Source organism: Streptococcus mitis (assembly GCF_002096835.1).
Classification (GTDB): Bacteria; Bacillota; Bacilli; order Lactobacillales; family Streptococcaceae; genus Streptococcus; species Streptococcus mitis_W.
The window spans coordinates 191,429-204,253 of the sequence record NZ_NCVG01000021.1 but is presented as its reverse complement, the minus strand read 5'-3'; the positions used below and the strand labels follow the sequence as shown (position 1 = coordinate 204,253).

Sequence of the window (12,825 nt, the reverse complement as noted above, 5' to 3'; positions counted from 1 at the left end):
AATATGTATTTAATAAAAATAAATAAAAAAATATTATAAAAAATCTTGACATTATTATATTGAAGTGCTAAAATGAGTGCAAGAAAATATTAGGCTTTGTGTCTATAAAACATCTACAGAAACTTACTATAGACTGAGTGAATGTATAGAGACTTCAGCTTTTAAAGAATTGAGAGGTAAAATTAATGAATGAATTAGAAGTTAGATTTGAACTCAACGATGAGAGAGATTATAATAATGCTATTTCATATTTAGAAAAAACTTATAAATTTAAGAGTGAAAATAAGCAAGTCGATGAATATTTTAAAACAAAAGGAAGAGAATTTGAAAATGATGAGGTAGGTAGCTTTATCTACAGAATTCGTCAAGAAGCTGATAATAAAGCATGTATTTTCACAAGAAAAGATACGATAAAACAAGGAATGTGGAGTGAAAGTGAAATAGAGTTGGAATCTGAAAAATTAGAATTTGTAAGGAATATCTTGCAAGATGGTTTTTCAAATATTTTCACAATAAGTAAACATAGAAAGACTTATCATGATGCATTAGAAAATAAAACGATTAATCTAGATAAGATTGATGGTCTTGGATTTTATCTTGAGATAGAGATTTTAGGAGATTTTTCAAAAGAAGATTATCATAATTTTTATGATAAAATGTGCGGAGAGTTCTCGTTTTTAAATTCAAAAATAGAAACAAAGGGCTATGTCCAATTAATGAGAGAAAAAAATGGACGTAATTGAAATTACCAAATAGTCTTGTTGGGATTGTTTACTCAATTGCTGGATTTGGAAGTTTGATAGCAGTAACCTTTCTTTCTACTTTTTTGAATAAGAAGGATCCCTTTAGGGATAGTGGTAAGTAATACTAAAGCCTCTTTGAGAGGCAAGTGACGAGTCAAGAGCAATAAGGCTTGAACAAAGTGAAAGCCAGCGTCTTTAGGCGCTGGCTGGTAATTTGGGCTTATAGCCCTGGGACAAACCACCCGTTTGACGGGTGGTCATGATTTCCAATTATTAACTGGATATTATTGAAGAAGAGAATCAGAAAAAATACAAGGTTTATATTCGTGAGACAACCTCATACTTTGTCTATAACAAAGAATATTCTGAGAAGAATCAGTATATCAAAGGGCGGACCTTGATTAGACAGTTAACCAATGATAGTCGGATAATACCATACAGAAGACCAACCACGGAAAGTATTCAACAGAAAATTTCAGAGATTAACCTCTTCATTGAATTAACTGAAGCAGATAAGAAATACCAAGACATTAAAGACGAGTTAGTAAAAGAAATAGCAGAGATAGATATAAAACTAAATCAAATTAATGAAACAATCGCCAACTTAAATAAGATGGCGGAAGTGCTTATCAATTTAAAGAGTGAGGATGTGAACAGTCGAAAACTTGCAAGATATGATTTTTCAAAATTAAATTTGCCAGAATCAATTACAGTAGAACAAGTAAGCGAAGAAATACGAGCATTTCAAGAGGATCTAGATCATTATCTTTATGATTATGAGAGCTTAATAAAAAATCTAGAAATGTTTGTAAAAGTACTGAATGATAAGGAATTTGATAAAAGATTTAGTATAGAAATACTATTGGAATAACAAGAACTAATCCTATGGTGGTTAAAGATTAACTATCTTTATGCTATTGATTAATATATTTGTCATAGTGCTCTTGGTACTGTGCTTTTATATTATGTTCTCCTAGAATTTCAAATACCTGAAGTGCTTGTTTCATCTTTTCGATTCCGTTCGCAGGATTGCACTTAAATTCAAAGTATCCACATGTATATAAGAAGACGGTTTGTTCATAATAGTTTAATTCATTATTTAGTAATTTTTTTATTTCTTTGATTAGAAAACTACAATTTTGAAATTCTTCTTTATCAATACTAACAATTAGGCAATTGATTGCCAATTGTGTAACAAGCCGTTTATTTGTCTTATTTAATGTTGAATAGATATAATTTTTTAACATTTCTATAGTTAATAGGAAGTAGGAGTTATATTTAATTGTTCTTACACAGTTACCTAATAGGATAATTTCATAGTAACCCCAGTTTTCAACTTTAAAAAGATAATCTGTTAGCTGTAATAACTCCTCGTCCGAGGGGAGAAAATTTTTATTTGTTGTATAGAGAATCGATTTTACCATTGTCTTTTCATAAGGACCCAAGTTATAACTTGAAGAGTTTGATAGTAATTCAATAATACTATCGAAATTTTTTGTGGAGTAGTGTTTTCGAATATATTGCACCAAGTTAGCGAATGATCCAGTTTTAGTAGAATTATTGTCATGAAGAATAATAAATTCATCTAAACTTATATGTAATTTATCTAAAATATTGATTAGTCGAATACAAGAGATTTCTGATTCTCCCCGTTCAAATCTAGAGATTTGAGATTTAGATAAATTACTATCAGCAATTGAAGATAAACTGATTTTCTTTCCTTTTCGAATTTTTCTGAGTGTTATACCAAGTTTTGATTTCATATTTCCCATTTTCCCAACAAAATTTCAAAGTTTTTTTATTTATTATACAATAAATAAAAAATAAAGGGAGGTTCAGTATGAAAAAACTTTTAAAATTTACATGAATATTGTTATTGATTATGGATATTATCATTATAGTCGGAGGTTGAATCTTACCTGTACAGGTAAGTGTTTAGTTATAACTAAACACTTATTTTGGATTATTATGAAATAGATGGTACTTGTTATCTTGATTTTAGAGTATCTGGCGAGGATGTATATTTCATTGAGTTAGTAACTATGTATGGTTTAAGTGAAAATAGTGCGGTACCAACTCTTGCAAAGAGGTTTGGAATAAGTCTTACCGATTTAATAAAAAGTGATATTCATCGTGGTTTAACTAGAAAGAAGGGACATTTTGGATATTAACAAGAAAACGTTTTATACAATAACTTTTGGTGAATTTATATCAAATATTGGAGATAGATTTCAGAAAATTGCTTTTCCAATCTTAATTTACCAAGAATTTCATTCGTCTTTTGCAATGGGAGGAATGGTGATTATTGAATTGCTACCTCAATTCTTCTTGGGATTTGTTATGGGCTATTTATTAGATAATTTTAATAAGAAAAAGATACTATTATGGTCTACATTAATACCTGCATTATTATGTAGTGTAATACCGATATTATCTAAATATTCAGTTTCTATATTTTTTTACTATGTTATTGCATTTTTGATTCCTTTATTTTCGACACTTTTTCAAACAGGATTTTCAGTAATTACCCCGTCATTATTTGAGAAGGAAGAATTGCAAAAATATAATTCGCAGTTTCAAGGTGTACGAACTATTTCAAAATTAGTTTCTCCTGCTCTGGCGGGGTTATTAATGTTAAAGTTTAATATTAATAGCATTTTTTTTATAAATAGTGCTTCGTTCTTGTTGTTATTTTTTTCAATATTAATTTCATATATTCCAAATCAAGGACATAAAGAGAATGGAAACGATGATATAAAAGAAATGTTTGCAGGTTTTAAAGAGAATTTCACAAATATTAAATTGAGGGTTTCTTTACTCTTTACTATTGTTGTGAATATCGCTATGGTAGGCTTTAATGCAACAATTATTTATTATTTACAGGATCAATTAAAGTTATCAAATAGTCTTGTTGGGATTGTATACTCAATTGCTGGATTTGGTAGTTTGATAGCAGTAACTCTTCTTTCTACTTTTTTGAATAAGAAGGATACCTTTATCTTAATGAATATATCAATGGTAACGATCCCACTTGTTATTATGGCAAGCGGAATAGTAGAAAATTGGATATTTTTTGGAATTTGTTATTCAATTTTGAGTGGACTAATTACAATAGCTTCTGTCTCGATTACAACAATACAGCAACAAGAAAGTACTGAGTATAATATTGGTAAAATACTTTCTAGTTCTTTTGTAATAGCTACCATTTTTGCTCCTTTTGGAGGGATACTGGCTGCTTATTTTAATTGGCTTTTAAACCCGAGATTAAGTCTAGTTATTTTGGGATTACTAAGTAGTTTATTGGTTATTCTTATAAAGATTTATGAAAAAAAGCTAACTAAGAAAAGAACTGCAATATTTATAAAGGAAGATTAGTGGATTAATTATCATTAGAAAAAATAATATTAATTCGTAGTAAAATAAAAAATTGAAAAAGGTTTTACATAATGTACTACCTTTTTCAGATTTAATAATTATTAAGAGGATAGAACTAGAAACCAAAAATACTGAATTTTAAACTGCACCCCATAAGTAAGATTTTTTCTGTCTAACTTTTGGGGTCAGTACATTATCTCTAACTTATGGAGTGCTTTTTCTATATTCAAATTATTTTACAGCACCCATGTACGAATAGCATGGGCAACGCCAGATTCGTCATTTGTTTTAGTGATGTATTTAGCGATTTTTTTGATTTCTGGATTTCCATTTTCCATAACAACGGGGTTGCCAACGACTTCTAGCATAGCGCGGTCATTTTCTTCGTCACCGATAGCCATGGTTTCATCTTTGGTCAATCCTAGTTTTTCAGCTAGGTGAGTGATGGCTGAACCCTTGTCTACATTCTTTTTAAGGAGTTCGAGGTAGAAAGGAGCAGACTTGTTGATAGAGTAGCGCTCGTAAAATTCTGCTGGAATTTTTTCAATCGCAGCATCCAGAATCTCTGGTTCATCGATAAACATACACTTGACGATTTCTTTATCAGCCATTTCTTCAGGAGTGCGGTAGAAAATAGGCATGCTTACGAGGGTTGATTCGTGCACAGTGTATTTTCCGATATTGCGATTGGCTGTGTAGATGCCGTCCTTGGTAATAGCGTGCATGTGGACACCGAGCTTACGACTGAGAAATTCCATATCCAGATAATCCTCATAGGTCAAGGATTCACTGATAATCTCATGGCCAGTAGCAGTTTCTTGGACAAGGGCACCGTTGAAGGTTACCACATAGTCACCATCGTCTCTCAATTGCAAGTCATCCAGAAGTTTGGCAACACCTGCGATTGGGCGGCCAGTTGCAATGACGACTTTTACACCAGCTTCTTTGGCATCTTGGATGGCAGAAAAGACTTCAGGAGTAATCTCCTTTTGGCTGTTGACTAGGGTTCCGTCAATATCAACGGCAATTAGTTTAATACTCATAAATTTCCTCTTCTAGTTTTTATTTGGGGTAAAATGATCGTTCTCAATCAAGTGTAAAAATTGCTGGGTAATGCTTGCGAAGATACTGTTTTGGTCCAACATTTCTTTCGGGAAATAAAAACGATTATCTCCGTGGCGACTGCCAGCAAGGGATTGGACGATAGGAGACAGGCTAGAGAGTTCGGCCAGTTCTCCATTTTTTTGTAAAATTTCAATCTGTGTACGTGGATTTTCAGATTCGGGACGATAGATATCATAAGGGAGGTCGAAGTTCTTATGAATGGCAGTATAGTAGTCAGGATCAAAGCCGATGTCCTCAACCAATTTTCTCATGCTGGCGAGCTGGTTTTGATCTTCTTGTGAAAAGGTAATGGATTTAAAGACCTTGCGGTTGACAAAGCGTTGCGACAGGTCTGCAAGAATCTTATCAGGACTGGTCATCCAGAGCTGGAAGTAGGTATTCATCACACCATCATCTAGAGCCAGATAGTCAGACAAGGTCACATTTTTTTCGAAGAAAGGTAGGAGGTGTGGAGAAGTTCGTGCAAAGAAGTCCTTATCTTCTGGATAAAGTTCCTTGGCGCGTTTGAGGAGATTCTGTAGGAGAACTTCCATGGCGCGTGTTGCGGGGTGGAAATAAACCTGCATGTACATCTGGTAGCGACTGAGGACGTAGTCTTCGATGGCGTGCATGCCATTGCGCTGAAAGGCGATACCATTTTCAACAGGACGAATGACTCGGAGGATGCGAGTCAGGTCAAATTCTCCATAGGATGCTCCTGTAAAATAGGAGTCGCGCAAGAGATAGTCCATGCGGTCCGCATCAATCTGACTGGAAATGAGTTGCACGACCTGCTTGTTAGGATAGGTATGGTCAATGACACTGGCTACCTTTTCTGGAAAATCTGGCGCTACTTGTAGCAGGACTTGGTGAATCTCCGTTTCAGGACTTTGGATAATCTCCTGAGTAATGGCCTCATGGTCTGTATCAAAGAGATGTTCAAAAGTATGGGAGTAGGCACCATGCCCAAGGTCATGTAGGAGGGCAGCGGTCATGGTCAAGAGAGACTCGGCAGGATTCCATTCTTCAGGATATTTTTCTTCAAAAATCTCTGTGATGCGACGAGCAATCTCATAGACTCCAAGACAGTGGGAGAAGCGGCTGTGTTCTCCACCGTGGAAGGTATAACTGGAAGTTCCCAGTTGCTTGATCCGGCGCAAACGCTGAAATTCTTTTGTATTAATCAAGTCGTAGATGATTTGATTATCGACGTGGATGTAGTTGTGAACTGGGTCACGGAATACTTTTTCGTTCATATGACCATTATAGCAAAATCCTGCTCTTTTTGGTAAAATAGTAGGACAAGAGACAAGAAAGAGGACCTGATGTGAAGATTCGGATGCGAAATACGATTCAGTTTGATGAACAGTTGGAAGTGATTGACCAGCTTTATGACGTGGAAGTGCATGAAAAGGGAGATTATAGCTACCTGCTTTTTTATAATGAGGAAAAGGAAAAAGTGGTTATTAAATTTCATGGTCAAGAACTGGTGATGAGCCGATTTTCCAATCCCAAGACCATTATGCGCTTCCTAAAGGATAGTGATAGTTTGGCCTATATTCCTACACCTATGGGCATGCAGGAGTTTATCATCCAAACGAACCATTATCAAGTTGATGGGCAAAAGATTGAGCTAGCTTATCAACTACAAAATCAAGAGGGACATCCTTTTGCCAGCTATCAATTGGAAATTACTTGGGGATAGTCTCTTGTCTTTTTCAAATTTTGCTAGCTATCTTCTCGGATTAGCCTGCTAATGTGGTAGATTAGGCTAATTTTTGGTATAATAAAAGTTATGGAAATTGAAAAAACCAATCGTATGAATGCGCTCTTTGAATTTTATGCGGCGCTTTTGACAGACAAGCAAATGAATTATATCGAGCTCTACTACGCTGATGATTACAGCCTTGCTGAGATTGCCGAGGAGTTTGGTGTCAGTCGTCAGGCTGTCTATGACAATATCAAGCGGACAGAAAAGATTCTGGAAGATTATGAGATGAAATTGCACATGTACTCGGACTACATTGTCCGCAGTCAGATTTTTGATCAGATTTTGGAGCGGTATCCCAAGGATGACTTTCTGCAGGAGCAGATAGAAATTTTAACAAGCATTGATAATAGAGAATAAGAGGAAGAAAAATGGCATTTGAAAGTTTAACAGAACGTTTGCAGAACGTCTTTAAAAATCTACGTAAAAAAGGAAAAATCTCTGAATCTGATGTTCAAGAGGCAACCAAGGAAATTCGCTTGGCCTTGCTTGAGGCCGACGTTGCCTTGCCTGTTGTAAAGGACTTTATCAAGAAAGTTCGTGAGCGTGCAGTCGGGCATGAGGTCATTGATACCCTTAATCCTGCGCAACAAATTATTAAAATCGTTGATGAGGAACTGACAGCTGTTTTAGGTTCTGATACGGCTGAGATTATCAAGTCTCCTAAAATTCCGACGATTATCATGATGGTTGGTTTGCAGGGGGCTGGTAAAACAACCTTTGCCGGTAAATTGGCCAACAAACTCAAGAAGGAAGAAAATGCTCGTCCTTTGATGATTGCGGCGGATATCTATCGTCCAGCAGCCATTGACCAACTTAAGACCTTGGGACAACAGATTGATGTGCCGGTTTTCGCTCTTGGGACAGAGGTTCCAGCTGTTGAGATTGTTCGTCAAGGTTTGGAACAAGCCCAAGCCAATCATAACGACTATGTCTTGATTGATACGGCAGGTCGTTTGCAGATTGATGAGCTTTTGATGAATGAACTTCGTGACGTAAAAGCATTGGCTCAACCAAATGAAATTCTGCTCGTCGTTGATGCCATGATTGGTCAAGAAGCGGCCAATGTTGCGCGTGAGTTTAATACTCAGTTAGAAGTAACTGGGGTTATCCTTACCAAGATTGATGGCGATACTCGTGGTGGTGCTGCTCTATCTGTTCGTCACATTACTGGAAAACCAATCAAGTTCACTGGTACAGGTGAAAAGATTACGGACATTGAAACCTTCCACCCAGACCGCATGTCTAGCCGTATCCTTGGTATGGGGGATATGCTCACTTTGATTGAGAAAGCTTCTCAAGAATACGATGAGCAAAAAGCCCTTGAAATGGCTGAGAAAATGCGTGAGAATACCTTTGATTTCAATGATTTCATCGATCAGTTGGATCAGGTGCAAAATATGGGGCCGATGGAAGACTTGCTCAAGATGATTCCAGGTATGGCCAACAATCCAGCACTTCAAAACATGAAGGTAGATGAACGCCAGATTGCGCGCAAACGTGCCATTGTGTCTTCCATGACACCTGAAGAACGTGAAAATCCAGATTTGTTAAATCCAAGCCGTCGACGTCGTATTGCTGCTGGTTCTGGAAATACCTTTGTCGAAGTCAATAAATTCATCAAGGACTTTAACCAGGCTAAACAGCTCATGCAAGGTGTTATGTCTGGTGATATGAATAAGATGATGAAGCAAATGGGTATCAATCCAAATAACCTTCCAAAAAATATGCCAAATATGGGAGGAATGGATATATCAGCCCTTGAAGGAATGATGGGACAAGGTGGTATGCCTGACTTGTCCGCTCTCGGAGGAGCAGGAATGCCAGATATGAGCCAGATGTTTGGTGGCGGACTCAAGGGTAAAATCGGTGAATTTGCCATGAAACAGTCCATGAAACGCATGGCTAACAAAATGAAAAAAGCGAAAAAGAAACGCAAGTAAGACAAAGGAAGGCCGCATGGCTTTCCTTTTTTAGAAAGAAGAAAAATGAGCACTTCCGTAGTTGGAAATGCTCGTTTTTGATTTTCGAAGAGTATTAGTCTTTATTTTCGTATGGCAAGACCAAGTTCAAGATGATTCCTGTCATGGCTGATAGGGCAGTACCTGAAAGGGTAACTGGACCGAGTTTAAGGATAGCTCCTCCAAGTCCAAGAACCAACATAGCACTTGCGATGATTAGGTTACGCATTTGAGCGAAATCAACACGTTCTTTGATCAAAACCTTCAAACCGTTGCTGGCGATAACCCCATAGAGAAGGATTGACATACCACCAAGTACAGCGTTTGGAATGGTTGAAATCAAGGCAGTGAATTTACCAAGGAAGCTAAGGGCAATCGCGATAAAGGCAGCGTTACGGATAACTGAGACAGAAGCGATACGAGTCATACCGATAACTCCTGTATTTTCTCCGTAAGTTGTATTGGCTGGTCCACCAAGGAAGGCAGAAACAGAAGTTGCGATACCGTCACCAAGAAGAGTACGGTGAAGACCTGGTTCTTTCAAGAACTGACGTCCACAGATTTGACCCAAAACAGTATGGTCTCCGATATGTTCAGAAATTGTTACGATAGCGATCGGCAAGATAGCGATGGTTTCTGGACCGAAGTAAAGATTGTATTCTTTAAAGGCACCACCTGTGCTAAATGGCAAGTAGAAGCCAGGGATTTCAAACCAGTTAGCTTTAAGAACTGGTGTAAAGTCAACCAAACCAAGAGTTAGTGCGAAGAGGTAACCACCAATAATGGCAAAGAGGAATGGAATGATTCGTAAGAAGCCTTTTCCTTTTGTATTAATAAAGGCAGCAATCAAGAAAGTAACAACTGCTACAAGAGCATTTTTCCAATTCCCATCAGCTACAAGACCAGCGTTGGTAACAGCTGAACCTGCAAGTCCAAGACCGATAACGATGATCATAGGCCCGATGATGATTGGTGGCAAGAGTTTATCAATCCATTTTGTACCTGCAAAACGAACACCAGCAGCCACAAGGACATAGACTAAACCAGTCAAGATAACCCCTGTTTGAGCAGCAGATACATCACCACCCATTTCTTTCATAGCAAGAGACATTGCTGTGATAAAGGCAAATGAAGAACCTAGATAAACTGGAACTTTAAAACCAGTTGAAATCATGTAGATGAGTGTTCCTACACCTGAAGCAAACAGGGCAACAGATACAGGCATTCCCAAAATCAATGGTACCAAGATGGTCGCACCAAACATGGCGAAAACGTGTTGGAAGCTAAGGAGAATTCCTTTTCCAGCTGAAGGACGTTGGTCAACGTCTAGTAACAAATCAACAGTTGATTCTTGTTTCATATAAACCTCACTTTTGGGCATCAAAAAAGAGCCCATTATTTTACAGCAATAGGCCCTCAGAGTAAGACTTCTCTAAAATCTAGACTTTAAAGAGTTTCAAGTATTTCTGCGTCTTCGTCACCTCACGGGATGACATTAAAAACCTTTGCTTGTGATAGTATAGCAAAAATTGTAAACTTTGTAAATCATTTTTTAGTAAAAAATTTAAAGCGGGCGTTTATTTGGCATGCCAGCCTTACGTGGATATTTATTTGGTGTTTCTTTTTTCTTTTCTACCACTGTGATGTAACGTGGATCTCCATTTGGTAGGGCGTAGCTGAGATTGTCTTCTACTTTACTAAAAAGGAGGTTGAGGGCATTCTTAGCTTCTAATAATTCCTCAGGAGCATTGCTAGCCTTGAGTGCCAATAGTTTTCCGCCAACTTTAAGGTAGGGAATAGTTAATTCAGATAGGACTTGCATACGGGCAACCGCACGAGCCGTTACAAAATCATACTGAGCACGGAAGTTTTTGTCTTGGGCAAAATCTTCGGCACGTCCATGGTAGAAATGAACATCGTCTAAATCCAGTTCCTGAGCCAAAAGTTTGAGGAAGTTGATGCGCTTGTTGAGAGAATCAATGATAGTTACATTTAACTGAGGATAGAGGATTTTCATTGGTAGACTAGGAAATCCTGCCCCAGCTCCAATATCAAGAAGTTTGATATTGGAGCTGGGAATCAAATCTTGAAGAATGGGTGCAATCGAATCGTAAAAATGTTTGAGATAAACTTCTTCCTTGTCTATAATAGCTGTTAAATTAATTTTTTCATTCCACTCGATCAAGAGTTCAAAATAACGTTCAAATTGTTTTTTTTGCTGGTCCGAAAGTGGAAGATTCTGATCGGCAAGCAGGTTGTAAAATGTTTCTGGTTTCATAGTTATTTCCTTCTTTAGTATCATCTTATTTTACCACAATCATTAAAAATTTGATATACTGGTACTAATCTAAAAGCAGAAAGGAATTATATCATGACTTGGATTATTCTTGGAGTTTTGGCTCTTGTTGTTATTTTTGTGATTGTTAGCTATAACGGTTTGGTTAAGAATCGTATGCAAACAAAGGAGGCTTGGAGCCAAATTGATGTTCAGTTGAAACGTCGAAATGACCTTTTGCCAAACTTGATTGAGACTGTAAAAGGTTATGCCAAATATGAAGGTTCTACCCTTGAAAAGGTGGCAGAACTACGTAACCAAGTGGCAGCAGCGACTTCACCAGCAGAAGCTATGAAAGCTAGTGATGCCCTTACTCGTCAGGTTTCAGGTATTTTTGCAGTTGCAGAAAGCTATCCAGATTTGAAAGCTAGTGCAAACTTTGTTAAATTGCAAGAGGAGTTGACAAACACAGAAAATAAAATTTCTTACTCTCGTCAACTCTACAACAGTGTTGTCAGCAACTACAATGTAAAATTAGAAACTTTCCCAAGCAATATTATCGCTGGGATGTTTGGATTTAAAGCAGCAGATTTCCTTCAAACACCAGAAGAGGAAAAGGCAGTTCCTAAAGTTGATTTTAGCGGTTTAGGTGACTAAGATGTTGTTTGATCAAATTGCAAGCAATAAACGAAAAACGTGGATTTTGTTGCTGGTATTTTTCCTACTCTTAGCTCTTGTTGGCTATGCGGTTGGTTACCTCTTTATGCGGTCGGGGATTGGTGGTTTGGTTATCGCACTGATTATCGGCTTTATCTATGCCTTGTCCATGATTTTTCAATCGACAGAGATTGTCATGTCAATGAATGGAGCGCGTGAGGTGGATGAGCAAACGGCACCAAACCTCTACCATGTAGTAGAAGATATGGCTATGGTCGCTCAGATTCCTATGCCCCGTGTTTTCATCATTGATGATCCAGCCTTAAATGCCTTTGCTACAGGTTCTAACCCTCAAAACGCGGCGGTTGCTGCGACTTCAGGTCTCCTTGCTATCATGAATCGCGAGGAGCTAGAAGCTGTTATGGGACATGAAGTCAGTCATATTCGTAATTACGATATCCGTATTTCGACTATTGCTGTCGCCCTTGCTAGTGCTATCACCATGCTTTCTAGTATGGCCGGTCGTATGATGTGGTGGGGTGGCGCAGGTCGCAGAGGAAGTGACGATGACCGAGATGGAAATGGCTTAGAAATCATTATGCTCGTAGTTTCTCTACTAGCTATTGTACTGGCACCTCTTGCTGCCACCTTGGTGCAACTAGCTATTTCTCGTCAGAGGGAATTCCTAGCTGATGCTTCCAGTGTCGAGTTGACTCGTAATCCTCAAGGGATGATTAATGCTCTACGCAAGTTAGACAACAGTAAACCGATGAGTCGTCCTGTCGATGATGCCAGCAGTGCACTTTATATCAATGATCCCAAGAAAGGGGGAGGGTTCCAAAAACTCTTTTATACCCACCCACCTATCTCAGAACGGATTGAACGTTTAAAACATATGTAGAAAAAATGGCTCTTTGTCAACTGTAAGTGGGGTGAAGAAAA

General features: G+C 37.6%; 13 protein-coding genes and 1 pseudogene. 9 read left to right on the top strand and 5 right to left on the bottom strand.

Annotated elements, in window-relative coordinates:
* Positions 1-185: 185 nt before the first annotated feature.
* Both B7699_RS05210 and B7699_RS05205 read left to right on the top strand, forming a co-directional pair.
* Entirely contained in the window at positions 186-743 is a 558-nt protein-coding gene (locus B7699_RS05210; protein ID WP_084927349.1) for a CYTH domain-containing protein, read from the top strand.
* A gap of 277 nt (positions 744-1,020) precedes the next feature.
* A pseudogene (locus tag B7699_RS05205) lies at positions 1,021-1,614 on the top strand (helical hairpin domain-containing protein); the annotation flags it as partial.
* Between the two features lie 43 nt (positions 1,615-1,657).
* Here the strand turns inward: B7699_RS05205 and B7699_RS05200 are convergent.
* Positions 1,658-2,506 (bottom strand): helix-turn-helix domain-containing protein, encoded by an 849-nt coding sequence (locus B7699_RS05200; protein WP_084927348.1) that lies wholly within the window; start codon positions 2,504-2,506, stop codon positions 1,658-1,660.
* Between the two features lie 195 nt (positions 2,507-2,701).
* Here B7699_RS05200 and B7699_RS05195 point away from each other — a divergent pair, with 195 nt between their 5' ends.
* Together B7699_RS05195 and B7699_RS05190 are read left to right on the top strand one after the other, a co-directional pair.
* Positions 2,702-2,914: a hypothetical protein gene (locus tag B7699_RS05195; protein ID WP_000386863.1), complete on the top strand. Its 213-nt coding sequence runs from the start codon at positions 2,702-2,704 to the stop codon at positions 2,912-2,914.
* Complete coding sequence (locus B7699_RS05190) at positions 2,904-4,118, top strand: MFS transporter (protein ID WP_084927347.1); 1,215 nt, start codon at positions 2,904-2,906, stop codon at positions 4,116-4,118. The genes B7699_RS05195 and B7699_RS05190 overlap by 11 nt, the downstream gene beginning before the upstream one ends.
* Before the next feature lie 236 nt (positions 4,119-4,354).
* Here B7699_RS05190 and yidA read toward each other — a convergent pair whose 3' ends face one another.
* Both yidA and B7699_RS05180 read right to left on the bottom strand, forming a co-directional pair.
* Positions 4,355-5,161: a sugar-phosphatase gene (yidA, locus tag B7699_RS05185; RefSeq protein ID WP_084927346.1), complete on the bottom strand. Its 807-nt coding sequence runs from the start codon at positions 5,159-5,161 to the stop codon at positions 4,355-4,357.
* Positions 5,162-5,173: 12 nt separating this feature from the next.
* A complete protein-coding gene (locus tag B7699_RS05180; RefSeq protein WP_084927345.1) occupies positions 5,174-6,478 on the bottom strand; it encodes an HD domain-containing protein in 1,305 nt (434 codons plus the stop codon).
* Positions 6,479-6,549: 71 nt separating this feature from the next.
* On the opposite strand from B7699_RS05180, the gene B7699_RS05175 reads away from it, so the two are divergent.
* The 3 genes from B7699_RS05175 to ffh all read left to right on the top strand — a co-directional run bounded on the left by B7699_RS05175 (position 6,550) and on the right by ffh (position 8,933).
* On the top strand, positions 6,550-6,927 hold the full coding sequence (locus B7699_RS05175; RefSeq protein WP_004239508.1) for a YwiB family protein: 378 nt from the start codon (positions 6,550-6,552) through the stop codon (positions 6,925-6,927).
* 90 nt (positions 6,928-7,017) lie between these two features.
* Positions 7,018-7,350: a putative DNA-binding protein gene (locus tag B7699_RS05170; protein WP_000402066.1), complete on the top strand. Its 333-nt coding sequence runs from the start codon at positions 7,018-7,020 to the stop codon at positions 7,348-7,350.
* Between the two features lie 11 nt (positions 7,351-7,361).
* Complete coding sequence (gene ffh, locus B7699_RS05165; protein ID WP_084927344.1) at positions 7,362-8,933, top strand: signal recognition particle protein; 1,572 nt, start codon at positions 7,362-7,364, stop codon at positions 8,931-8,933.
* A gap of 94 nt (positions 8,934-9,027) precedes the next feature.
* On the opposite strand, the gene B7699_RS05160 is transcribed toward ffh, so the two are convergent.
* The gene (locus tag B7699_RS05160; RefSeq protein ID WP_192852004.1) at positions 9,028-10,311 is read right to left on the bottom strand and encodes a uracil-xanthine permease family protein; all 1,284 of its coding nucleotides are present in this window, start codon (positions 10,309-10,311) and stop codon (positions 9,028-9,030) included.
* Between the two features lie 204 nt (positions 10,312-10,515).
* Positions 10,516-11,229, bottom strand: a complete 714-nt coding sequence (rsmG, locus tag B7699_RS05155; RefSeq protein ID WP_033687101.1) for a 16S rRNA (guanine(527)-N(7))-methyltransferase RsmG — start codon at positions 11,227-11,229, stop codon at positions 10,516-10,518.
* Positions 11,230-11,322: 93 nt separating this feature from the next.
* Here rsmG and B7699_RS05150 point away from each other — a divergent pair, with 93 nt between their 5' ends.
* Positions 11,323-11,883: a LemA family protein gene (locus tag B7699_RS05150; RefSeq protein ID WP_000219846.1), complete on the top strand. Its 561-nt coding sequence runs from the start codon at positions 11,323-11,325 to the stop codon at positions 11,881-11,883.
* A gap of 1 nt (position 11,884) precedes the next feature.
* Entirely contained in the window at positions 11,885-12,784 is a 900-nt protein-coding gene (htpX, locus tag B7699_RS05145; protein WP_084927342.1) for a zinc metalloprotease HtpX, read from the top strand.
* Positions 12,785-12,825 lie beyond the last annotated feature (41 nt).

Excerpts from the sequence above, each read along its gene's own strand:
- B7699_RS05210 (WP_084927349.1), top strand. The coding sequence starts at position 186 with ATGAATGAATTAGAAGTTAGATTTGAACTCAACGATGAGAGAGATTAT.
- B7699_RS05200 (WP_084927348.1), bottom strand. The coding sequence starts at position 2,506 with ATGAAATCAAAACTTGGTATAACACTCAGAAAAATTCGAAAAGGAAAG.
- yidA (WP_084927346.1), bottom strand. The coding sequence starts at position 5,161 with ATGAGTATTAAACTAATTGCCGTTGATATTGACGGAACCCTAGTCAAC.
- B7699_RS05180 (WP_084927345.1), bottom strand. The coding sequence starts at position 6,478 with ATGAACGAAAAAGTATTCCGTGACCCAGTTCACAACTACATCCACGTC.
- B7699_RS05170 (WP_000402066.1), top strand. The coding sequence starts at position 7,018 with ATGGAAATTGAAAAAACCAATCGTATGAATGCGCTCTTTGAATTTTAT.
- ffh (WP_084927344.1), top strand. The coding sequence starts at position 7,362 with ATGGCATTTGAAAGTTTAACAGAACGTTTGCAGAACGTCTTTAAAAAT.
- B7699_RS05160 (WP_192852004.1), bottom strand. The coding sequence starts at position 10,311 with ATGAAACAAGAATCAACTGTTGATTTGTTACTAGACGTTGACCAACGT.
- rsmG (WP_033687101.1), bottom strand. The coding sequence starts at position 11,229 with ATGAAACCAGAAACATTTTACAACCTGCTTGCCGATCAGAATCTTCCA.
- B7699_RS05150 (WP_000219846.1), top strand. The coding sequence starts at position 11,323 with ATGACTTGGATTATTCTTGGAGTTTTGGCTCTTGTTGTTATTTTTGTG.
- htpX (WP_084927342.1), top strand. The coding sequence starts at position 11,885 with ATGTTGTTTGATCAAATTGCAAGCAATAAACGAAAAACGTGGATTTTG.